23 protein-coding genes and 1 tRNA gene are annotated in these 21,197 nt (G+C 43.5%); 8 read left to right on the forward strand and 16 right to left on the reverse strand.

Translation table 11 applies throughout. The features are described 5' to 3' along the window. From ICN21_RS07165 to ICN21_RS07210, 10 genes are all read right to left on the reverse strand, one after another. A complete protein-coding gene (locus ICN21_RS07165) occupies positions 1-783 on the reverse strand; it encodes an SUMF1/EgtB/PvdO family nonheme iron enzyme (protein WP_216177858.1) in 783 nt (260 codons plus the stop codon). Between the two features lie 152 nt (positions 784-935). Beyond that, a tRNA-His gene (locus ICN21_RS07170) sits at positions 936-1,011 on the reverse strand. 54 nt (positions 1,012-1,065) lie between these two features. Beyond that, entirely contained in the window at positions 1,066-2,148 is a 1,083-nt protein-coding gene (gene dusA, locus ICN21_RS07175; RefSeq protein ID WP_216177860.1) for a tRNA dihydrouridine(20/20a) synthase DusA, read from the reverse strand. A gap of 93 nt (positions 2,149-2,241) precedes the next feature. Continuing rightward, on the reverse strand, positions 2,242-2,511 hold the full coding sequence (locus tag ICN21_RS07180; protein ID WP_215296808.1) for a hypothetical protein: 270 nt from the start codon (positions 2,509-2,511) through the stop codon (positions 2,242-2,244). Between the two features lie 122 nt (positions 2,512-2,633). Continuing rightward, complete coding sequence (locus ICN21_RS07185) at positions 2,634-3,530, reverse strand: hypothetical protein (protein WP_216177862.1); 897 nt, start codon at positions 3,528-3,530, stop codon at positions 2,634-2,636. Continuing rightward, complete coding sequence (locus ICN21_RS07190) at positions 3,527-4,366, reverse strand: OmpA family protein (RefSeq protein WP_216127287.1); 840 nt, start codon at positions 4,364-4,366, stop codon at positions 3,527-3,529. Before ICN21_RS07190 ends, ICN21_RS07185 begins: the two co-directional genes overlap by 4 nt. Before the next feature lie 41 nt (positions 4,367-4,407). Further along, positions 4,408-6,006, reverse strand: a complete 1,599-nt coding sequence (locus ICN21_RS07195) for a hypothetical protein (RefSeq protein ID WP_216177863.1) — start codon at positions 6,004-6,006, stop codon at positions 4,408-4,410. A gap of 86 nt (positions 6,007-6,092) precedes the next feature. After that, positions 6,093-6,485, reverse strand: a complete 393-nt coding sequence (locus tag ICN21_RS07200) for a surface-adhesin E family protein (RefSeq protein ID WP_216177865.1) — start codon at positions 6,483-6,485, stop codon at positions 6,093-6,095. A gap of 62 nt (positions 6,486-6,547) precedes the next feature. After that, on the reverse strand, positions 6,548-7,078 hold the full coding sequence (locus tag ICN21_RS07205) for a helix-turn-helix domain-containing protein (protein ID WP_216177867.1): 531 nt from the start codon (positions 7,076-7,078) through the stop codon (positions 6,548-6,550). Positions 7,079-7,330: 252 nt separating this feature from the next. Further along, positions 7,331-8,938, reverse strand: coding sequence for an EAL and HDOD domain-containing protein (locus ICN21_RS07210; protein WP_216177869.1), 1,608 nt, complete (start codon positions 8,936-8,938; stop codon positions 7,331-7,333). Positions 8,939-9,182: 244 nt separating this feature from the next. Between ICN21_RS07210 and ICN21_RS07215 the strand changes: the two genes are divergently transcribed. Continuing rightward, positions 9,183-9,572 carry a surface-adhesin E family protein gene (locus ICN21_RS07215; protein ID WP_215296795.1) on the forward strand — a complete coding sequence of 130 codons (390 nt, stop codon included), beginning with the start codon at positions 9,183-9,185 and terminating at the stop codon, positions 9,570-9,572. A gap of 25 nt (positions 9,573-9,597) precedes the next feature. On the opposite strand, the gene ICN21_RS07220 is transcribed toward ICN21_RS07215, so the two are convergent. Continuing rightward, positions 9,598-11,175, reverse strand: coding sequence for a PAS domain-containing protein (locus ICN21_RS07220; RefSeq protein WP_216177871.1), 1,578 nt, complete (start codon positions 11,173-11,175; stop codon positions 9,598-9,600). A 237-nt stretch (positions 11,176-11,412) separates the two neighbouring features. On the opposite strand from ICN21_RS07220, the gene ICN21_RS07225 reads away from it, so the two are divergent. Next, entirely contained in the window at positions 11,413-11,652 is a 240-nt protein-coding gene (locus ICN21_RS07225) for a DUF1902 domain-containing protein (RefSeq protein WP_216177873.1), read from the forward strand. 2 nt (positions 11,653-11,654) lie between these two features. Continuing rightward, positions 11,655-11,915 carry a type II toxin-antitoxin system HicA family toxin gene (locus ICN21_RS07230; RefSeq protein WP_216177875.1) on the forward strand — a complete coding sequence of 87 codons (261 nt, stop codon included), beginning with the start codon at positions 11,655-11,657 and terminating at the stop codon, positions 11,913-11,915. 108 nt (positions 11,916-12,023) lie between these two features. Here the strand turns inward: ICN21_RS07230 and flhC are convergent, their stop codons facing one another. Both flhC and flhD read right to left on the reverse strand, forming a co-directional pair. Beyond that, a complete protein-coding gene (flhC, locus tag ICN21_RS07235) occupies positions 12,024-12,587 on the reverse strand; it encodes a flagellar transcriptional regulator FlhC (protein ID WP_216177876.1) in 564 nt (187 codons plus the stop codon). 37 nt (positions 12,588-12,624) lie between these two features. Further along, the gene (flhD, locus tag ICN21_RS07240) at positions 12,625-12,957 is read right to left on the reverse strand and encodes a flagellar transcriptional regulator FlhD (protein WP_088525987.1); all 333 of its coding nucleotides are present in this window, start codon (positions 12,955-12,957) and stop codon (positions 12,625-12,627) included. 399 nt (positions 12,958-13,356) lie between these two features. Between flhD and ICN21_RS07245 the strand changes: the two genes are divergently transcribed. After that, positions 13,357-14,616 (forward strand): response regulator, encoded by a 1,260-nt coding sequence (locus ICN21_RS07245; protein ID WP_216177878.1) that lies wholly within the window; start codon positions 13,357-13,359, stop codon positions 14,614-14,616. A gap of 4 nt (positions 14,617-14,620) precedes the next feature. Here ICN21_RS07245 and ICN21_RS07250 read toward each other — a convergent pair whose 3' ends face one another. From ICN21_RS07250 to ICN21_RS07260, 3 genes are read right to left on the reverse strand one after another with little or no spacing between them, the layout of a single operon-like run. Continuing rightward, positions 14,621-15,217 carry a FlgO family outer membrane protein gene (locus ICN21_RS07250; RefSeq protein WP_216177880.1) on the reverse strand — a complete coding sequence of 199 codons (597 nt, stop codon included), beginning with the start codon at positions 15,215-15,217 and terminating at the stop codon, positions 14,621-14,623. A gap of 53 nt (positions 15,218-15,270) precedes the next feature. Then, complete coding sequence (locus tag ICN21_RS07255; RefSeq protein WP_216177882.1) at positions 15,271-15,930, reverse strand: FlgO family outer membrane protein; 660 nt, start codon at positions 15,928-15,930, stop codon at positions 15,271-15,273. Beyond that, positions 15,927-16,181: a hypothetical protein gene (locus ICN21_RS07260; protein ID WP_088525991.1), complete on the reverse strand. Its 255-nt coding sequence runs from the start codon at positions 16,179-16,181 to the stop codon at positions 15,927-15,929. The genes ICN21_RS07255 and ICN21_RS07260 overlap by 4 nt, the downstream gene beginning before the upstream one ends. Positions 16,182-16,357: 176 nt before the next feature. On the opposite strand from ICN21_RS07260, the gene ICN21_RS07265 reads away from it, so the two are divergent. From ICN21_RS07265 to ICN21_RS07280, 4 genes are all read left to right on the forward strand, one after another. Then, entirely contained in the window at positions 16,358-17,170 is an 813-nt protein-coding gene (locus ICN21_RS07265; RefSeq protein ID WP_216177884.1) for a bifunctional 2-polyprenyl-6-hydroxyphenol methylase/3-demethylubiquinol 3-O-methyltransferase UbiG, read from the forward strand. 94 nt (positions 17,171-17,264) lie between these two features. Then, positions 17,265-18,128, forward strand: coding sequence for a flagellar motor stator protein MotA (gene motA, locus ICN21_RS07270; RefSeq protein WP_216177886.1), 864 nt, complete (start codon positions 17,265-17,267; stop codon positions 18,126-18,128). A 3-nt stretch (positions 18,129-18,131) separates the two neighbouring features. Continuing rightward, positions 18,132-19,097 carry a flagellar motor protein MotB gene (gene motB / locus ICN21_RS07275; RefSeq protein WP_216127516.1) on the forward strand — a complete coding sequence of 322 codons (966 nt, stop codon included), beginning with the start codon at positions 18,132-18,134 and terminating at the stop codon, positions 19,095-19,097. Positions 19,098-19,187: 90 nt separating this feature from the next. Then, positions 19,188-21,110 carry a Tar ligand binding domain-containing protein gene (locus ICN21_RS07280; protein WP_216177888.1) on the forward strand — a complete coding sequence of 641 codons (1,923 nt, stop codon included), beginning with the start codon at positions 19,188-19,190 and terminating at the stop codon, positions 21,108-21,110. Positions 21,111-21,197: the final 87 nt, after the last annotated feature.

The raw sequence follows: 21,197 nt of genomic DNA on the forward strand, positions 1-21,197 counted from the left end.
CTATTGTTTCACGGCATCGGCTACACACCGAAATCCGATATACACCACGGCAATATCACCTGGTTTAGATTCGATATCAGACTCTTGCTGTCTTTCTGGGCCATACCACCATGAAGCACCGCGGGTGATGTATCCACCGTTACGCTCAGTAGCAGTCCATTCCCAAACATTACCACCCATGTCATACAGGCCATTCACACCGGGTTTAGTCGTTTTAGTGTTGACATGCCCTGTACCGCGATTCAGAGCCCCAGCAGGAGCTAAACCCTTGTAGTCACCACAGCCACTTAAGCAATGAGAAACTGCTGGTGTACTGCCACCTGGAAATGGGTAACGCTGTCCTTTAGTATATCCAGCTGGCGGATTCACTCTTTGCTCTAGGAATGCCGCTGAAATCCACTCAGCCTCTGTTGGCAAACGTTTGCCGTAGTAACGACAAATTGACTCTGCTTCTTTTTGATTGAGATGCACTGCAGGCTCAAAATCTCCTGCAGGAACACCATAAGGTGTCTTCCAAGTCCACCCTGGCTTTTGCACAAAGCCACCTTCATAAGTAAGACCCCCACCATTCTTCTCGGCAGCACTCACAAATCCGGTAGCAGCAAAGCCTTTGACATCAGCGATATTCATCTCGGTTTGATCCCAAATGAGATTACCAATTTGCACAGTAGGAATAGAGGATGCAGGGGCACTTTGACCACTAGAGGGACGCAGCATGAAATACAGAGCAATGACTGTGAGCAATAGCCCAAAAAGGATTTGGTAAATATCAAACTTTTTCATATGGGAATGTGAGCTAGGGCAAAGAAACTATTCTAATGAAAGAATCTCGTTAGCACATCAAGTGATCATCAAAGAAAATAGCTTATGCGCAGGTATTCCAAGGCATTAGCTTTTTGAATAAAACACCTCATGGAGGCTCTCAGGGAATTTTTTGGGGCGAACGACGGGGCTCGAACCCGCGACAACCAGAATCACAATCTGGGACTCTACCAACTGAGCTACGTCCGCCGTTGTAGAAGAAGAAATTATATCCTTTTTAGGAGAAATCCCACTAAAACAGCCTTAATCTGCGGTTTCTAAGTCAAAAGCAGCCCAATCGCCAAGGCATAAGCTGGCATCTAGAAAGAAATCTGCAATGGCTGCTTTGCTCTGCACTTTAGCTAAAGCATGATGATCCGAGAGGCGTTGACGCCAGTAGCGCGACCCTGCTCTGCCGTGAGCTAAACCTAAAATATGTCTTGTGAATGCGCCTATATAAAACAGTTTTTGTTTTGCTTGGCATTCCTCAAACCATGACTGCACTTGCCTTACCAGTGCAATCTGAATTCTATGCCATTCAGTTTCACTAAAGAGATAACCAGCGGCGTCTCCATTCGTATTTATCAGATCATCCCAACCCAACAACATTGCCGGGAAGTGATACGCCGCCCTACCCACCATGAAGCCATCAAAGTCATCCCAATGTCCAGCAATCTGTTCATTGGTTTCTAGACCGCCATTCAGCAAGACTTTAAGATCAGGAAATTGTTTTTGAGCATCCAATCTGAGTTTGGCAGCCACTTCATAATGTAGTGGTGGCTTGCTGCGATTCTCTTTCGGCGAAAGTCCCTTGAGCACCGCATTACGTGCATGAATGGTGACTTGACTCGCACCTGCGTCAGCAACCGCCAATATAAAATCTAAGGCAAATTGGTAATCTTTTTGTGAACTTGCTGCATCCATCGAATCCAAACCCAAGCGATGCTTCACTGAGATCGGAATATCCACCGCGTTCTTCATTGCTTTAACGCACTCAGCTACTAAATTAGGCTCAGCCATCAAGCAAGCACCAAAGGCTCCGCGTTGCACTCGCTCTGAGGGACAACCGCAATTGAGATCAATCTCATCATAGCCCCACTGCTGTGCCAACTCAGCTGACCTTGCTAAATCATTAGGCTCTGAACCACCTAACTGAAGTACCACTGGATGTTGATCCTGTGAATAATCCAAGTGACGTGGCACATCGCCATGCATCAGCGCTCCTGTTGTGACCATTTCGGTATATAAAACTGCCTCTTGAGTGAGCGTCCGATGAAAAGATCGGCAGTGACGATCAGTCCACTCCATCATGGGAGCAACTGCTAGGCGTTTTGGAATGTTGATCATTAACTTTAATTAAATGGCTATATTCTCGATTTTAAATGTATCAGGGCAGCCGAAGCTGCCCTAACTCTAAAATCCTTGCAGATTAGTTACAACTTATTTAGAAAGTTTTGCCTCTAACTCAACGGCTAAATCAAGAGCTCCCATGTAACCAGACTTGAGGTGAGCTGGTAAATCAGGGTCTCCAACCATGGCACCCAATGTTTCCACTAGACTAAAGACAATGCCCTTTGCCGCACCAATTGCAATCGACTGGTTGGCTACTGCTTCATCAATATGATTGACGGCATCTAGGAAATAATCATGACCTGGCAGGCCATCAGGACCTAACTCTGATTTTGATTCCGATTTTGATGCTTTTGTCATAACGCTCTCCACAATTGATAAAAAGTAACTAGCTCAGCATACCTCTAGTATGCGGAGAAATCATGTCAGCGTTTGATTTAAATCATCATCATGATTCAATTTTGACTACTTACTGAAGATTCTTAGCTTGTTTTCGTATTCAGCCAGTCCACGAGTACCTGCACTGCCTCGTTACTGGTACCAAGCCAGGCTTCTTGATCAACCCTGGGGTCACTAATCACACTGGTCAGTTTTGCACTCATAGCTATCTTCAAATCCTCTGGCGGCTTAACTCCCTTCCAAGCTAATAGCAAGGCATCAGTAAAGAGTGCTTTCACTTCAGGATAGCGAAATTGATTTTGTGCATCAATGCCCCAATCAAATGCTAGATGGATATAGTCCGTTTGCCGTCTTTTTTCTTTAGGAAATTTAAGCAATTCAATGAAGGCGCTTTTAGCAAAGGGGGTGGTTGTAAATCCGGGCCAGAGATCAAATTGATTGATCCACCCCATTAATCCTCTTTTGGTTTTGAGAATCGACTCAGCTACCAAACGAGGACCATCAGCAGTATTAAAACAATTTAACTCATGCGCTAAGGATTTCAGTGGAGAACCAGATTTAATGGCGCCGCTGGTAAAAAAACGCTGCGCTGTTTGAGCCAGCTTTTCAAACACGGGATCATTTAGCTTAAAGTGATAGAGATAAACATAGAATAGGGGCTCAGCCCATTTCATCGCTCTTTTGGCAATCTTTAGAGAACGAGGAAGATACATCTCAAAGTATTCGTTTAAATAATCAGCTCGGGTGGATAAGCTGCGCTCTGGCTCCAGCCAAATCGCATAGGGAAAATAACGCCAATAGCGTTGATCGACTTGATGGCCCGAGAGCTGCGCCAAGGAAAAACGAATAAAAGTGCGTTCACCCACTGCAAAAATATCGGGTGGCAGACCAATTCTTTCAATTGATATTTTTTGTGAAGCAATACTTTGAACAGCACTAGCTAGCAGAGGAAAATCTTCTGGTAACGCCGCTAAGTTCATTTTGGTAAAGTAATAGGCTTGGTATTAGAGCCGGGAGCAATAGAAGTTGCGGGCATGATGGGCGCTGTTTGAGTTAGGGGAGCCGATGAACTGCTAGCGGCATCCAAAGCATCTCTCGCCGCTTTGCCTTTTTTAGAATCGGGTTTGAACGCCAAGATAAAGCGCAACTCTACCCGCCGGCTTTTTTCTGCATCTTCTAAACCAAAGCTTTTGACTACCCGCTTATCGGCATAAGAACTAATACCAAAGACATCTAACTTGCGTTCATTTTGATAGGACTGAGGCTTACCTTCAGTAAGAACTTCGTATACCGCCCGCGCACGATCTAGGCCTAAGTGCCAGTTAGTGTAATTGCCTTGTTGAAGTGGCTTAGAGTCAGTGTGCCCCTCAATGAATATAGTTTCAATTTCGGCTTGCTCATCATTGGGTGGGCAGTCTAGTGGTCTAGCCGCTCTTTCAGAGTGAACATAGCAAGGCAGAATCTTAATGAGGGACTCTCTAGCCTTTTTTAAGGTTTGAGTTGAATTGTCATTCAGGACAGCACTATTAAATCCAAACAAGGCATCTGCTGGTAGACCAATAACGCCTGATTGCGGGTCAATCACCACATTCAAACCTGCTTCTTTAAACTTTTGCCCAATGATCAGCACAGCACTAGCCAGCGGATCATTCACACTCTCACCTCTTTGAATGGAATCTACTCTTTGAGAGAGCATCACTACCATGATGATGAACACAAACAATAGACCGATCATCAAATCACTCGCAGAGGCGAGATAACCCGCCTCTTCAACCCGTTCAGCTTGCTTATTATGACTAGATGGCAAAAAGATCATTGCGATACTCTAACTTTACTTTGACTTTATTTTGGATTTGATTAGGTTTTGGGCAAAGATTCAACAAAATCGTCCATCGTTTGCTCTAAGGTCGTAATGGTGGTGTGGATCGATGTAATAGCTTGGGCTAATTTTTCATCTAACTTAAAGTGCAGCTGCACTACCTTATTGGAATAATCTGATACTCCGCTAGTTAAATGATTGACGGTTTGATCAATCGAACTCTTAGTCGCCTCAAACTCGGTGCGCAAAGAACTGAGCGCTGCACGAGAAGCGTCAGTGCCTAGTTTAATTTCATTAACAGCATCTTTTAAGGCGCTCGACATCGCAGGAATACCCACCCCAAACTCTTTACTAATGACTTCTTGCGAGGCCACTGTGCCATCTAAACTGCGGGCTATTAAACCAAGAGACTCTGTGCTCGACTGAATTTTTTTCACAAAAGAGTCAACATTTACAATGACTTTATCAATACCGTTTACCGAACCGATTAATCCACCCAAGACAAACTCTAATTTGGTAGCCCCTTCACTGGTGAACTCTTTTGCTCTTTGCAAACCAGACTCTAAGCCAAGCATGGTTTCATTGGTCTTGGTAACCGTTTTTTCGAGGGCATTAATGGCGCTTCCAAAAGAATCGCCAGCCTGGGCAAGGGAGACTCCAGCACCTACCCCAGCAGTATTGAGTTTTTCAGTCACTTCAACCAGGGTTTTTCTGAACTGCTCCATCTCTTTTGCAGAGTCACCCTTAATCGCCTCTAAGAATTTCTCCATAATATTTTTCAGAGCTTCTTCATTAATGCGACTAATCCGCTCCGTTAAGTTATCAAAAGCATCAATCAGCTTGACACTGAGATCGTTAAATAAAGGCTCGAGTGCATTACCGATTGCTTTAGAGATCGAGAGTGCAAAATCTGTTTCAAAACGTTTTAATTGATTTACTTGTTCACGGTTTTGCTGCAGCATTTCATGGAACATGCCTAGCTGTGCTTGAATGACTGCTTGCGGGGCATTATCAGGAACGATTGTTCTAAGCTGAGTTTGCAAATCATCAATGGACGCTTCTAACTTTTCCAGCGTAAGCTTGGCAGCCCAGTTCCAGACTAAGGAAGACAGCAATCCAGCAATCGAGGTAATAAACTTACCACCTGCAGTAGCAATCAAACCCTTGAGCGCTGCATCACGAGATTCTTGATTGCCTGTCATTGCCTGACCTGCATCATTTAATGCTAATGCCAGGAATATGAAGGTAAACATCAAGCCCACACCAATCAATATATTAGGCATGGTTTCATAGAGCGAGAGATTAATTTTTCCCGCTAGGATGTTTCTGGCAGTCCAAATATCTGAGTAGGGTTTCAGGCAGTATTGTTTAGACCCCAAATCCCCTCGAATCGTAATGAGATTTCTTTGGCTCTCTTGGAGTAAATCAATGATGCGTGTATTGCTTGTTGACCCAATAGCTGTTGTGAAAATATCCCCGCCGGCGTTATCCTTGCTATTAAGCCCAGCAGCAAGATCTTTAATTTCAGCGCTAGATTGAGAAATAACCTTTGACCAAGACCAATACAAAAAGGCAGCGATGAGAAGAATTCCAATTGCAATGCCAATGGGGAGGTATAGATTGACTGGTGTTTGCATGTTTTAGCAGAAATAAAAAGAATCAGAAGATGTTAATGGATTAAATATCGGGGCAGTCTGGGGCTCAACTGGCAAGGGATTGCGCATCAACTTCCCTTGCAAACACGCTTCATTACAACCAGACCAAGGGTGCCTTCGGCTACGGGCGCAAAAGGATAAGGGTGCTTATCTTGATAGATCATATTGCCCTCCCCCATTGACTCAGAAAACCATTTAGTCGAAAGCGCTCTTTGGAGGTCTTTTTTGCAGTTGTACTCAATGTAAGTTCTAAAGGATTGATAGGAATACTTGTCCTTATCGACAACCAATTCCTTAGCTTCATTGACTAATACTTTGACCTTGACTAGGCCTTTATTTCTTTGAATGGCCTGAGCATCAATATAAACAGAAATATCTTGATTGGCGGTCACCTTAGTCCAATCAGCGTAGGCCAGGCCAGAAGACATCATCAATACAAGCAACAAAAATCGTTTAATCACGTGCCAACCCCTCGCAGAAAAGACTCTCTAATGTATTGAGGATACTGAGCATGATTTTTTACTTAAGAGATATTCAAGTAGGGATTGAGAAACCAATATCCAAATCCCAGCGCCGCAATCAACAGTAATATAAAGACGGCGAGCTTAAAAAATGATTTAGATGGAGTAGTTTTGGGTACCTCAATGCCTTGGATTGGCAATTGCGCAGAGGTTTGCTTGCCAATGATCTTTTGAATCAAGCTAGGTTTTTCAAATTTAAGCTCATTGATCATTTTTTGAGCCAACATAGCTTCAATCTCTTTAAGCTCTTTTTGCTCTTGGAGTGTTTGTTCATCTTCTAGCACTGCTTGGCTTGCATCAAATGCTTGATCTTCAGGTAGCCCCAGAATTTTAGCAACCTTCTGAGCGCTCGAATACTTGATGAGCGGTGAATAAAATGCGCCCTGCTCTTTACCTTCAATTTGCCGAATTTGACTATTCGACAGAATAGCTTTTTTTGCTAACTCCTCGACCGACAAGCCCAGCGTTTCTCTAGCATCCTTAAAACGCTCTCCCAGGATTTTGGGCAATGGATTTTTCTGCTTGTCGGACAACAAAATCTCCTTAAAGGGTTAGCAAATCATCGATTGCTTGCCCAACAACGCCATCGCTAAATCAACTGATGTCGAAACATATTTTTAGCAATCATGACCATCAATAGTGGATATGGAAAACCGGATCCTGCTGCACATTGCCCATAACAATCATAAACTTAGGATAGTGTATACACTAATTGTCACAATGCAAGTATTTCAATTGGATGACAATTTTTAGGTTCAGCATGAGTGATCGGGCGTTCAACGGCCTCATAGCTCTTGGCTTGATTCCTCAGGCACCGAATTGGCGTTTTCCCAAACATCCTCTTCAGGTGCAAACTGGGTTTGGGAGACGAAGTTCTTAATTGCCAATAATGAATCTTGGGCAACATCATCCAAGGTCACCGTCTTTAACTCATCGGCGCAAAGGTGACGACATTTTTCCAGATCACCCACTTCTGCCGCTTCAGCTAGAGAGAGCAACTGACCCAAAATGCCTGACCGATCAACAATGGCGTCAACCACCACACTGGGCAGATTGAAGTGCGATAGCAACTCACGGGCTGACTCATCAAACAGGTTATCAATTAAGGATAAGCCACCTACCAAGAAGGCTAAATCGCTAGAACCTAAACCGCCACCTGCTCCCAACTTAGTCGATAGAGATTCCATAAAGAAAGCTCGCACACAAACCAGTTGCAACAAAGGTGTAGCATCCAAAGCCACCTTGGCCTTAGCATCTGCATAAAGCAAAAGCTGCGTCCAGCGAGTAATCCGCTTGACCCCAGAGATCACAGCAGCATCTCGGATATTCTCAGGCTTATCGCGCTTGCGACGCGAGTCAATCTCAGCAATTACCATCAGATGCTTAGAAACAACTGGGTTAGCCTCAATTGCAGTCACCAAGTCTTTTAACTCTGGAGAAGAAAGCAACAAGGTCAACAGCTGTAATAACTTGCGATACTCCTCACCTCGATGCAAAGAAAGCTCGGGATCGGGCTTAACGAAGTAGAAACCTTCGAATGCATCACAACCTACATCACGCGCCTGATGAAATTCTTCTGGCTCATGAACGTTCACTGCAATAATTTGTAATACATTGGTAGCACCCTTGGACTTTTCATCGCGCGGCAGTGGAATGCCTTTGCAGTAATCAATCAGACTGGATGGCTTAGCGACTTTTTGTAGATCCAATTTGATATAACGAAATTTGGGCAATATATCATCAAGGCCATCAAAGACTTCGGTCAGTCCCGTTAATACAAATTTATAGCCAGCGCTTCTCAGTCGCTCAAGCTTTTGCAAAATTTCAGGAACGGGGGGCTCGCCAGAATCATCAAGATCTTTCTTGGCCTCAGGATCTTCTACAGCTTCTGCAGCCTGACTTGCTTCTGTCTTGATTGCCTCTAGGATCTCTGCAAGATGAATTTGCAGCGGAAACTTAATCGCCGGAAAACCTCTGAGTTCATCACCTAGTTGATCGACGCGAATATCAATAAAACCTAAGTGCTGACCTAAAGATTGGGTGACACCCTTGGTCTTGAGGGAATAGAAGATTTCAGGGAGAGTGACTTGGGTCACCTCTTTGCCATCGTCATCCCTTAGGTTGGCGTCAGTCACATCTTCTGGGTAACTTACTTCGGCCTTAGGGTCCTCAGCAAAGCGTTTAGCAATTTGTGCCAATACCTCATTGCGATCGTTCAGCCGTTTAGCCTTGAGTGTGGTACCTGGTCGAAAGAAAAGCTCATACCCAATAATCGCTTGTTCCCTGCTGATAATAGGTTCGCGTCCAAGATAAGGATTTTCAGGCACAATTTTCTCCGGCCCTTTAGGAGCCTGAATTGGTTCAGATTGCGCTTTTTTCTTGAAGAGTGCCATAACTAAAGTAATAAAAACGAGTAAAGCGTTAACCTCATTTTTACCACAATTGGCTCATAATTTAGCCGTTTATCTGCACTAAATCCGAACCCTTTTCCTCTTTGAGGTCATATCCAGATTGGCTTGATACCCTCTTCCAGGGAATGGCTTGGACCCAAATCAAAGATGAGGACTACATTGATCATAAAATACAGAATAAAATATTTTGAAGTATCCAATTCTTCAATTGAATGAGAGCGCCTCAATGAAAAAATTAGTCATCATCATGCTGTGTTGTTTTAGTTCTGTAGCTATGGCTAATTGGTTAGAACTGGGTAGCAACGATACCGCCGTGATCAAGATCGATACCAGCACGATTAAACGTAACCCCTACTCCATTCAAGCTTGGGTTTTATACGACCTTAAGAAACCACAACAAATCTTTGAAGGCGATAGAGATTTTTATTCTGGGGTAGCGCTTTACGAATATGACTGCACAGAAAATAAAGCCCGTTTTCTAGAAAAATATGCCTATACCGAAAAGAATGGGGAAGGTGATCGCATCTTTTCATCTAACAAACCAGAAAATTGGATCAGCATTCCACCTAACGTGCTAAATTTCAAAGCATTTACTTATTTGTGCAGACCTAAATAAGCTAGTAAGTTTGTTTAGACATTCTTTATTTACGACGCTCTTGGACCAATACCAGGTCAAAACTAAAGCTTGATCCCTGCCCTTCAATACTGTGGATATTGAGCTTACTACCCATCAGCTCCAAAATACGATTGCCAATCGTCAAGCCCAAGCCCGTACCTCCAAAGCGCCGAGAGATTGATCCGTCGGCTTGAGCAAATGGCTCAAGTACTTTTTGTTGAGCCTCTTGTGAAATACCAATCCCGCTATCTTTGACGGTAAAGCGCAAAGTTAATGTGGAATTCTCTAGCTTAAGCGTCTGAATCGATAGATCTACTGAACCTTGCTCAGTAAACTTGATTGCGTTACCAACCAGATTATTAACTACAAGACTGAGATTAAAAAAATCACCAATCAATTGTGTTTTAGGTTCTAAGTTGCAAATAAGATTCAATTGTAAGCCCTTAGCCTTGGCACTTTCTAAAAATAAAGCACGCACCCTAGTAAAGAGGTCTTCAATGGTGAATGGCGCAGTATTAATATGCGCCTTATCAGCTTCTAATTTAGAGAAATCCAGAATGTCGTTCACAATCTCAAGCAGTAACTTGGCTGAAGATTCAATTCCTTGCAAATACTCTCGAACTACCGGGCTTAAAGGCTCATACAAGGCCAAAGCAGATAAGCCAATAATCCCCGTCATAGGAGTGCGAATCTCATGAGACATATTCATTAAAAACTGGGTTTTGATATTGAGTGCAGACTCAGCATCGGTCTTTGCCTGCACTAGCTCAGTAATTTCCCAATTAGTGCCGACCATCCGCAGGGGTTTATTGTCAGCATCTCTTTCTACAAGTGCTAAACCACGAATAAAGTGGATGCTACCGTTGGGCCAAATCGTTCTAAATTGAGTATTAAATTCACTAGCCCCTTCAAGAGCTTTGGTAATTGCCGACTCCGCACTCTCCCTATCATCCCGGTGAAGCCTTTCAGCCCAATCAGCATAGGTACCGGCAAACTGATCCCGAGTAATGCCGTAGAGCTTGAGCATTTGCCCGTCCCAAACCAAGCGATTGTTAAAGAAGTCGTATTCCCAAATACCGACACCACCCGCACGAGCTGCTAGCTCTAAGCGATTCTTGGTTTCAAAAATAATCTTTTCGGATACTTTGCGCTCAGTGATATCACGCTGAATCGAAACCCAATGGGTAAACCAACCGGATTCATTGGCAATCGGAAAAATATTGAGCTCTTGCCAGAACTCTTCACCATTTTTTCTGTAATTTAAGATTTCTTCACGAATATGCTTCCACTCTCCCAGAGCTTTAAAAATTCTGTTTTTAGTCTCCGGGTTAGATCTTGGCCCTTGAAGCATGCGAGGATTTTTTCCTAACACTTCGTGTGGCGCATAACCTGTTTCGCGTACAAAAGCTTCATTCACATACACAATGCGAGGCTCTTGATCGTCAGTGGGAATATCTGTGATCACGACAATATCATTCGTATTCGCAATCACGACGCCAGCCAACCTGACAAATTCCTCGCGATCAACAATGGAGAAAGAGGGATCCTCGAGTAACTTCGCCGCTTGATTGCTAATATCGGGGGAATGATTGGAGCTAGTCATAAGGTCGAATTATAGATTTACCCACCGATTTGGCAAAACTTCATTCTAGAGCAGAAATTCTGACGAATGAAATGTATAACTTAAGCAAGCGAATTTTGCAGCGTAGATGAAATAGTATTGAGAAATTCTTTAAACCCAATAAGTTTTTCTATTAGAAACTTTTTTCGTTCTATTATATTGACCACAGAAGGCTTTTTATCACCTTAAGACTGCCATACGCTAGTTACTGGAGATCATATGCAAAAAGTATTTATCATTCGCGCAGAATGGGACAACGATGCAAGCATTTGGTCAGCTACCTCGGATGATGTGGCGGGATTAGCAACCGAAGCCGATTCAATTGAAGTCCTTTTTAATAAACTCTCTTCCATGCTTCCAGAATTAATGCTCTTAAATAAACTGACGGATCAACCTGAAATTGTGTATGAAGTGCTGGCCCGTAAATGCGCTACCGCTCATATCCCAACTGAGGTGTAATCATGGCTAAAGTCATCGGATCTTATCGTGGAAACTCTTTTTCTCCAGATTTAGTTGCAATACTTAAAGAGGCTGGCTGCCACTATCATGCGCCAGCTCACAGAGGCAATCACGATATTTGGTTTTCACCAATAACAAGCGTCTACTTCCCATTAGATAGCAAAATACTCTCGCACCATACTGCTAATGCCATTCTGAAGATTGCTGGCCTGCCTGAACAATTTGAGGCTCATCGAGATGAAAATGCTGAAGACAATGCCTAGAAAAAAACGGAGTTAATCGTCTTAACTTCTAAACTTTTTGGGAAATAATTCCTTTAGAGGGTCTTACAGGCGGGCAAAGCCCATTTAGATAACTTACCTTAGGCAGTTTTAGGCAGCTAGAAGATACTTCTTGTTCTTCTGATACTTGCCGGCTCTAGAGGGCACATTGCACAGATTGCACTCGTACTCTTCGTGGAGGTCATACACATCAACCACAAACTTGCCTTTACAACATGAACAAGTTTCAGTTTTCAGGAGTTTTTGCTCTACAAAACGAATCAGTGTCCAAGCGCGAATCAAACTAATGACTGGCTCATCGCTGATCGGATGGTCATCAGCCTGCTCAATGATGTGATATTGCTCAAGGTAGAGCTGATATGACTTAATGAGTGCCTGAATACCGGTCACACCAGTATTTTCTTTTAAGAAATTGTAAATATTGAGAAATAAAGAAGAATGGATATTCGGCTGCCAGGTCAAAAACCAATCGGTTGAAAATGGCAGCATGCCTTTGGGAGGCGAGATTCCCTTTAATTCTTTATAAAGCTTAGTCAAACGCTCGCGTGATAGAGAGGTGTGTGACTCCAACAACTGTAGACGCGCACCCAAATTAATTAACTGAATCGCTAATTGCAGCTGCTTAGTTTCACCAACAATGCTTTTGACTTTCATGATCTAAATTCCGCTTTCGTTATGAATATTGCAGAACTTAGGCAATGGCTTCGGCTTTTTGGCCGGCCATCAAAATAGAGCTGTGGACGATAGATTGGGATAAACCCTTAGTATTTTTGGTCAGCATACCCAACATAGCAGCATCGTCAAAGCGGAAGCGCATCAGCATCATGTTGGAGCTGGCCAACTTAATCAGCTGAGAATTGCTTAAATCCCCAATTAAATCAGCGATATCCATGCTCACGCCAAGGCGGAAAACAGCCTGCTCCTTGTCTGCTTGAATCATCTGTTGAGCCAGCATTAAATAATTCAGATTCGCTTCACGAATTTCTGTCATAATGCTTTCTTGTGATTTATCAATCAGTTGCATGTTCTATCTCACTTAATTTATGCGATTTAGTACTTTCGCGATGGATGTAGTTTGCCCGACCCATTTTTTTTCTAAATGAGATAAATGCTACAAATTTAGTAAGGAAAATACTTACAAATATGTATAAAATCCATTTTGAGTAGGGATTAATGAGCGGCAATGTCGCGCAGTTGATCTTAGAAAATGGATACAAGAATGGCTATTCAAATAGCCAGCAGAAGCCCGAGCCATCAAGCTAGAGCAGACATGGAGACTAGATTTTGCATACGCCGCAAAGCATTCAAAACTTAGCTGCCAACAAAGACTTGGGTACATTGCTCTACTGCCCTGCTCTGCAGCCTGTAAGTCAAGATCAGCAGATTTACCTCACTCAATTCACAGCAAATAAAGCGTGAAGTTGTGACTATAAACAACACCACATCTGCTGAGGATTTAAAAAATCACCCCCATTTGGTGTTAGCAAGGTCTCAAGTCCTGATTGTTGAGGACAACCTCATCAATCAAACCGTCATAAAGCAATTTTTAATTCGCGCGGGCGCTCGTATTGATATCGCTAGTAATGGCCAAGATGCTTTAGCGCTATTAAAGATCAAGCAATATGACGCAGTCTTAATGGATATTCAGATGCCCGTGCTCGATGGCTTGCAAGCATGCAAACAAATTCGAGAACAAGAACATCTGAAGTCTTTACCTATCATTGGACTCAGTGCAGGGGTATTTGCAGATGAAGTTCAGCAATGCCTTGACCATGGGATGAATGACTTTATTAGCAAACCCATCGACCCAGACAAGCTATATCAAACATTGGTGAGTTGGATTTCGCAATTGAAGGTTTCCGATACTGATTTACATACTCCCTATTCAAGCATGGCGCCCGAGCAAGATCTTGCCGACGGTCCCCTGGGAGAACTATCGGGATTTAACCTCAAAAAACTAGCCCTCTTCATGGCTGATATTTCTTTGACTCATAAACTACTGAATCTCTTTGCATTAGATTGTCGCGATTGCAGTGTGGGCCTTCAAAATGAAATTGCCATGAACGATTACCAAGCTGCACAAAGTCGCATTCATGGGTTTAAAGGATCTGCAGCCACGATTGGTGCTGAAGCAGTTTTTGCTGCCGCTGAATTTCTAGAGGCAGATTTAAAACTAGGTCAACTCCAAACAGAGAACTACCACCATTTTTTAGAGACACTCACGACCACGCGGATCAAAGTAAAACAATATCTTGATCAATCGGAAGCGCGCTCAGAGCGCAGTACTGTCAAGCAAGATCTCCAAGATAAGCTACTGCAAGATCGCATCATTCTTCTCACTGAAGATAATGTGACAGCACAAGAGGCTCTCAAAGAATTTTTAGAAATCTTTGGGGCGAGCATTGACGTGGCCAGCAATGGTCAAGATGCTTTAGAGCTACTCAAGACTAAGCAATACGACGCGGTGTTGATGGATATTCACATGCCTGTATTGGATGGCTTGCAAGCATGCAAACTCATTCGACAACAAGAACATCTTCAGCATTTACCAATTATTGGGCTGAGTGCCAGAGTATGCGCTGATACCTCTCAGCAATGCCTTGATCACGGAATGAATGGCTGTATTGCTAAAACAGTGGCCCCTCAAGAGCTAGTCAAGCAACTCGCTCTTTGGATGAAATAGCCTGCTATTTATCTAGTCTTAATTTGCCACCGCTGCACGTGTAGTTCAACTCGCGCACAATCGCTGCACTAATAATTTGATTGCTTGGGTCAATGGCTTTGACATTAATCACCAGCTTATTAGGCATGTTGAGATAAGTGCCAACAATCACCTGGCTAGCGCCAACCTTAGTATTGCCAGTCTGACCAATCTTACGAGTCAAAGACACAATACCGGTATCGCTGATACGAATATCTTTACCAAACTCAACTTGCACAACTCTCTTGCCTGGTATGCGCGCTAAATAAGTACGCATCATCTCGCTCATCACTAAGACATTTGGTTCTGCTTTGAGTGTATTGACATTCACAAAATCGGCAACGAGCAATACGCCATATTCATCTGGGCCATTAGGATCAAACTTAGGTAATGCCGTATTCAGTTCGGTTGCCATGCCGGATACCAGCGCAGTCAAATCGGTTGCTTGCAGCTTATCTTCAAACGTGAGGCATTGCGCATCACTGCGACTGGTAGTGCCACAAGCTGTCAGACCTAAAAGCACGCTCAGCAAAACAACGGCTAGAGGTAAGAAAGTAAAGCGAGAGGCAGGACGAATAGACATATCGATTCAGAATATCAATAAAAGTCGTATTCTACTAGTGGATGCTAGTACGATTAATTAGTGAGATTTAAGACTGTCATGGTTGGCGGTCTTGGAGGACCATCCAACAAATGCGAGATCAGACGGTCAGCAGGCAACTTCACTTGCGCCGTAGAGACCACCGTGCCACTGATCACCTGAATCATTCTGACGTTCAAAATCAAACCTTCAGCAGTATTCACATAAGTACCAGTGATGATGCTGCCAGTTTGCACTGGTGGCTTGAGTTGTTTGACATCCCTACTCAAAGAAAACTCACCACTAGCTTCAATCAGAATATTTTTTCTGAAGGTGATATCTGTGACGGACCAATTTCTTAATTGCATTTCATGCATTAAGTTTTGCGCTAAGAGACGGCCCAACTGAGAAGTCTCATTCAAGGTATTCAGAGCAACAAAATCAGTTACTACTAAAGCGCGACTTCTCATCTCCGGGGAAAGATTGCGCTCAAGCTGCTCAGCAATAAACATCGAAGCCGTATTGAGTGCCCCGGTTGATGAAGTACTTGGCACTAGAGAAATGGGCTCATAGCGAAACGGATAAGGTGAAACTGTCTTTTCTTGACCTGGCTGGGTCTGTGCATGAGCAGAAGTGAGGCAAGTGAATGCAGTCAATAAAGTGCAGGCAAAGGTGCCACGCCCCATGGCGAAGAGTGTGCTTAATAGTAGTTTCATTGCGCAACCGATCTAGAACTTACGGTCTCAGTTGGCATCATCTTATTGACCTTGGTATCGCTATCAGGCAGTCGAACGCGATAACTCACCGGAAAATCACTGGACATTCCTGGCTGAATAATCATGACTGAATAGTAAGGCTGTGAGTTGCAATTATCACAATTGACTGCATAGGGCGAGCTCGCAGAAGTGCATCCTGAACAAATCAGAAGACTCGCAATCAATAATGAAAGATAATTTAAACGCAACATATCCTTAGCCCAAAAACTTCGACACTGCTTCATTTGAACACTTCAATACCAACAAACGTTTTGATACCGCACTGCTTAATATGGCGCGCTTGTATGGATTCCTATATTCCCTTTACGGCTCAAAATTGCGATTGATGAGGATTTAGTGAAATGAATTTTCAGAAGTCACCGATTTAATGGCAAAGCATTTTTTATTTGGCAAGGTTCCGCATGCGCTGATTGCCCTGATAGTCCAAGGCTGCGCTTTTGTTCTGGCGGCTGCCTTATGTTGGCTTGCGATACAACTAGACTTTCATTTCCCAGGCTTTTTACCTAGTGCCTTTCCCAATCTGGCAGTTCTTTTAATAGCACAAGGAATCATTGCCTATTTTTTAAGCATTACCTTTCGAATGGCCCATTGGTGGCGCTATATTCACCTGCTTTTTCCCTTGGCTATTTGGGTTGCGCTGGCACTGGATATTCCGACTGGCTATTTTTTAATTGGCTTTCTACTCACCGCAGCCCTTTTTTGGTCGGTTTTTATCACTCAAGTGCCCTTTTACCCCTCCAAGCCCGAGGTTTGGAATGCAGTTTCTGAGCTTTTGCCTGGTAAAAAGCTCAGAATTTTGGAAATTGGCAGTGGCCTAGGTAATTTTGCAATTCGTATGGCCCAGTTACGACCAGAATCTTGCGTTGAAGGCATTGAAATAGCCCCTTTACCCTGGATGATGAGTGTTATTCAGTCCAAATTCCTCAGATCACCCACTCGTTTTCGTCTTGGTAACTATCAAAAGGTTGATTTTGCCAACTATGACCTGATTTTTGCCTACCTTTCACCAGCCGCTATGCCCGATCTATGGCAAAAAGCCCTTCTAGAGATGGGTGGTGAAAGCCTCTTACTAAGTCATGAATTCCCCGTGCCCAACATTCATGAATCCCAAAAATTGATCTTTAGCTCAGATCAACTGGAGTGCTATGTCTACAAAATCGGCCAATATCGCCCCGCTTAACGGGAAGACAGGCACCATAATCTTGCTTTATTCAGGCAATTAAATGTCGTAATTACAGGTATTCTTCTGTTATTCAGGCAAAAAGGGGCTTCTTGTGTTTGTCATCATTGGTTACGTAGTCGTTATTTTCTCAGTCTTCGGCGGATTCATGATGGCCGGCGGTCACCTTGCGGCCCTGCTTCAACCGATCGAGTTATTGATGATTGGAGGTGCTGCATTTGGTGCCTTTTTAGTCGGTAATGACATGAAAACCATTAAAGCAACGGTTGCAGCCCTACCGACTGTGCTTGCTCCGTCTGGTTACAGTAAAGCGCTCTATTTAGATTTGCTAGCCATGATGTTTGAGTTTTTGACCAAGATTCGTAAAGACGGCATGATGGCCATCGAAAAAGATGTAGAAAATCCAGAAAACAGCGCCATCTTCACCAAGTACCCAAAAATTATGAAAGACCATCATTTGATGGACTTTTTATGCGATTACTTACGGATGATGCTCTCCGGCAATATGGAGCCCTTCCAAATTGAAAACCTGATGGATGTGGATATTGAGACTCACCACAATGAAGGTCATGCAGTGTGCCATGCGATCGCAAAGATGGCCGACGGTATGCCAGCGTTTGGTATTGTTGCTGCGGTGATGGGTGTGGTTCACACCATGTCATCTGTTGGTCAAGTATCTAACAATGAACTAGGCGTCATGATTGCACACGCTCTCGTGGGAACCTTCTTAGGCATTTTGCTCTGCTATGGCTTTGTTGGACCACTGGCCACTATCCTGGAACAGAAACTCAATGAATCTACCAAGATGCTCCAAACCGCTAAGATCATTTTGCTAGCGAGCTTAAATGGTTACGCGCCGACGATTGCCGTGGAGTTTGGACGTAAGGTATTAAATTCAACTGAGCGTCCTGAGTTTCTTGAACTCGAAGAATATATTAAGGGCGCCAAAACGCGTTAATCCATGGCTACTAAAGAAGAAAAGCCGCTCATTGTTGTTAAACGCGTTAAAAAAGTTGCTGGCGGACATCACGGAGGTGCATGGAAGATTGCGTACGCAGACTTCGTAACGGCCATGATGGCCTTCTTCCTATTGATGTGGCTACTAGCTTCAGTCTCTAAAGAAGATTTAAAAGGTATCTCTGAATACTTTAAGATGCCAATTGAAAAAATTGTCTCCACCGGCCCTAGCACTACAGGAGCAAGCGGCATTTTTGTTGGCGGCGGTAAAGATCTCACACGTAAAGATGGTGAAGTTTCTAAAGCGGATGACAACAGCGATAAATCTCCGCAAAAAATGCTGGATGAAGAAGGTCTTAAGCAACTGAAGACCAAAGTTGAATCTGTCATTCAAGATAATCCTCAACTTAAAAGCTATAAACAACAAGTATTAATTGACATTACTGACGATGGTTTGCGAATTCAGATTGTAGATAACCTCAAGAGACCGATGTTTGCATTATCCGATGATGAGCTCCAGTCTTATGCACGCGATATTATGAAGGCCATTGGCAAGTCATTGAATGGTGTTGAAAATAAACTCACCCTATCTGGCCATACCGATGCACACCCTTTCCCTAATAAAGAAAAGTCTTATAGCAACTGGGAATTATCTGCAGACCGAGCCAATGCTGCGAGACGAGAGTTAGTGAATGGCGGCATGGATGAAACCAAACTATTGCAGGTTATCGGTCTATCTTCTGCCGTTTTATACGATAAGGCAGACCCATTAAACCCAATCAATCGCCGCATCTCGATTATTGTGATGAACAAAAAAGCTCAAGAACGCATTGAGAAAAATATGTCTATTGAGGCAGGTAATGCCGAATCAGTTCAAAAAGGCATTCAAGCAGGGGCTCCTGATGCAAAGGCAGCCGCAGTTAAGGCAACAGACACTAAGCCTGATGTTAAGCCCGCCGCTAAGCCGTAATGCTGAGCCCTAATCAGTGATACCTATCGCCTCTACTCCATACACTATTAAAAGCATTTACCCTTTCGCCTATTTGTAATAATGTAGATCATGATGACACTAAAGACCGGTCTCCCTAAGCTCCCTTACTTGCCAGTCAAAGTTGGCTTAATTGGCATGTTATTGAACGCGCTCTTGATGGCGGGTCTGCTTTTACTCAATACCCAAAGCTGGGCACCGGAGTTCAAAATCTCTGGTAAGTCTGCAAGCTCTACTTCCGCTAAAAACACAACTCCTGACTCACCAAAAGATGAGGCTCCGGCACCTGTCGATTTAAATAAGCTCAAAGAGTTAATTGCACAAAATCGCATCTTTTTAAATACTGCTTATGCAGAAAAAAAAGCACCTGATCCTGTCTCAGAAGAAGTGCGCAATTTAGCGGACCGTGTTACTCAAGATCTCGCCGATATGAATGCTATTTGGCAATCTTATTTAGCGAGTCCTTTAAGCGCTGAAGAAAAAACATTAGCAACACAATTTACAAGCGATTTTGACAAACTGGTTAACCAATCGATCAAGCCGACTGTGGACCTTTTGCAAGTGAACTACTTATCGCAAGCCAGCGCCCTGCTCGCCCGCACCCAAGGCATGCAAACACAAGTAATAGCTGATGTAGATGCGCTCATCAAAGCCCAAGCGAGTACAAAACTCATTGCCTTACAAAAGAAAAGTGTGACAGAAGTTGCACCTGCAGCACCTTCAGTTCCAGTAGTTGAAACATCAAACACGCCAAGTGGTGAAGTCTCTTCAGTTAAGTCAAATGCGCCATCCTCTGTTAATGGCATGCCTACTGATAAGCTCATGATCATTACTGTTGGCATGCTGATCATGCTTGGCTTGGCACTCCTAATCTCAAGAACTCTGAAACACAGCTTAGGTGCTAGCCCTGAAGAATTAACTAAGGCTGCAGGCTATATCGCTAGTGGTCAATTGGATTACCGCATTACATTGAGCGCAGGTGACCATAGCAGTGCGATGGCAGCTATTAAAGCGATTCAGGGTGAATGGAAGCAGTTCATGCTCGATACCAGCATTTTGAATGCCGCCATGCAAGATGGAAAGTTATTAGGCCGCCGAGATGCTGATCAGCATCGTGGTGCTTTTTATGAATTCGCGCAAGAACTCAATACGACTATTGACCTGGCAATGCAAAAGGGTCAAGTCTCTGAGTCTGCGCAACGTAGTGTGCAACAAGCTCTCCAAAAAGCCTTAACACAAGCTCAAGCTATTCCCGTAGCGCTACAAAATCATGATTTGAGTAAACGTCTTGCGGTTGATAGCGAACTGGAAGAAGTTAATTTACTCAATAAAACCATGAATCAACTCCTAGATAAGATGGAAGAGCTCAGTAGCTTTGCTAAAGGTCAAGGGGTTGAGATTCAAAAGTTGGCTAAAGAGTTAACGCTTTACCATGCAAGCCTCATCAAGGGATCTGAAGAGCAAGCTCAGGTCTTGCAAAGCTCTAATCTCAAGATGCAAAGCTTGGGCGATAGCACTAAACAAAATGCTGAAAATGCCAAACAAGCCCGTCTCATGGCAGTTTCCACGTCTGAGATGGCGAATACCCTCACTGCTGAAGTAGCTCAGTCAGGAATTCCTGCTGAAAAAATGGATAGTATTAATAAGGTGGTCGAGCGTATTGCTAGCTCCACACAATATGTCGCCGATATGAGCGCCAACATCACGACCGCCTCTTTAGATCAGAGCTTGAACCTCTATGAAGTGAACGGCGCCGTATCTCAGGTCGAAAAAATTGCCCAGAAAAATGTTGAAACTATGAAAGATACGGTCCATAGTGGTGAAGCTTTATTGCAACATGCCAACACCCTAGCCCAGACTTTCGGTCAATTAACGGTTTCAGAGTCTCAAAATGTCCCTTTGAATGCCGTTTCAGCTGACACAACAAAGAGTCCAGAAGCTGAAAATCCCTCAGCAAACCCTGCTGAAAAAGATCCTGACTGGAAGCTGTTTTAAGCCCAAATTTGGGTAAGTTTTTTACCCAAAAATCTGACTAAAACCGGTGTTTTTAGCTATCTATTGCTAATAATCCCAGTTTTAGAA

Origin of the sequence: Polynucleobacter sp. AP-Feld-500C-C5 (assembly GCF_018882265.1) — a bacterium.
Classification (GTDB): Bacteria; Pseudomonadota; Gammaproteobacteria; order Burkholderiales; family Burkholderiaceae; genus Polynucleobacter.

Coding starts and splice junctions, on each gene's coding strand:
- ICN21_RS07165 (WP_216177858.1), bottom strand. CDS start 783: ATGAAAAAGTTTGATATTTACCAAATCCTTTTTGGGCTATTGCTCACA.
- dusA (WP_216177860.1), bottom strand. CDS start 2,148: ATGATCAACATTCCAAAACGCCTAGCAGTTGCTCCCATGATGGAGTGG.
- ICN21_RS07180 (WP_215296808.1), bottom strand. CDS start 2,511: ATGACAAAAGCATCAAAATCGGAATCAAAATCAGAGTTAGGTCCTGAT.
- ICN21_RS07185 (WP_216177862.1), bottom strand. CDS start 3,530: ATGAACTTAGCGGCGTTACCAGAAGATTTTCCTCTGCTAGCTAGTGCT.
- ICN21_RS07190 (WP_216127287.1), bottom strand. CDS start 4,366: ATGATCTTTTTGCCATCTAGTCATAATAAGCAAGCTGAACGGGTTGAA.
- ICN21_RS07195 (WP_216177863.1), bottom strand. CDS start 6,006: ATGCAAACACCAGTCAATCTATACCTCCCCATTGGCATTGCAATTGGA.
- ICN21_RS07210 (WP_216177869.1), bottom strand. CDS start 8,938: ATGGCACTCTTCAAGAAAAAAGCGCAATCTGAACCAATTCAGGCTCCT.
- ICN21_RS07215 (WP_215296795.1), top strand. CDS start 9,183: ATGAAAAAATTAGTCATCATCATGCTGTGTTGTTTTAGTTCTGTAGCT.
- ICN21_RS07220 (WP_216177871.1), bottom strand. CDS start 11,175: ATGACTAGCTCCAATCATTCCCCCGATATTAGCAATCAAGCGGCGAAG.
- ICN21_RS07225 (WP_216177873.1), top strand. CDS start 11,413: ATGCAAAAAGTATTTATCATTCGCGCAGAATGGGACAACGATGCAAGC.
- ICN21_RS07230 (WP_216177875.1), top strand. CDS start 11,655: ATGGCTAAAGTCATCGGATCTTATCGTGGAAACTCTTTTTCTCCAGAT.
- flhC (WP_216177876.1), bottom strand. CDS start 12,587: ATGAAAGTCAAAAGCATTGTTGGTGAAACTAAGCAGCTGCAATTAGCG.
- flhD (WP_088525987.1), bottom strand. CDS start 12,957: ATGCAACTGATTGATAAATCACAAGAAAGCATTATGACAGAAATTCGT.
- ICN21_RS07250 (WP_216177880.1), bottom strand. CDS start 15,217: ATGTCTATTCGTCCTGCCTCTCGCTTTACTTTCTTACCTCTAGCCGTT.
- ICN21_RS07255 (WP_216177882.1), bottom strand. CDS start 15,930: ATGAAACTACTATTAAGCACACTCTTCGCCATGGGGCGTGGCACCTTT.
- ICN21_RS07260 (WP_088525991.1), bottom strand. CDS start 16,181: ATGTTGCGTTTAAATTATCTTTCATTATTGATTGCGAGTCTTCTGATT.
- ICN21_RS07265 (WP_216177884.1), top strand. CDS start 16,358: ATGGCAAAGCATTTTTTATTTGGCAAGGTTCCGCATGCGCTGATTGCC.
- motB (WP_216127516.1), top strand. CDS start 18,132: ATGGCTACTAAAGAAGAAAAGCCGCTCATTGTTGTTAAACGCGTTAAA.
- ICN21_RS07280 (WP_216177888.1), top strand. CDS start 19,188: ATGATGACACTAAAGACCGGTCTCCCTAAGCTCCCTTACTTGCCAGTC.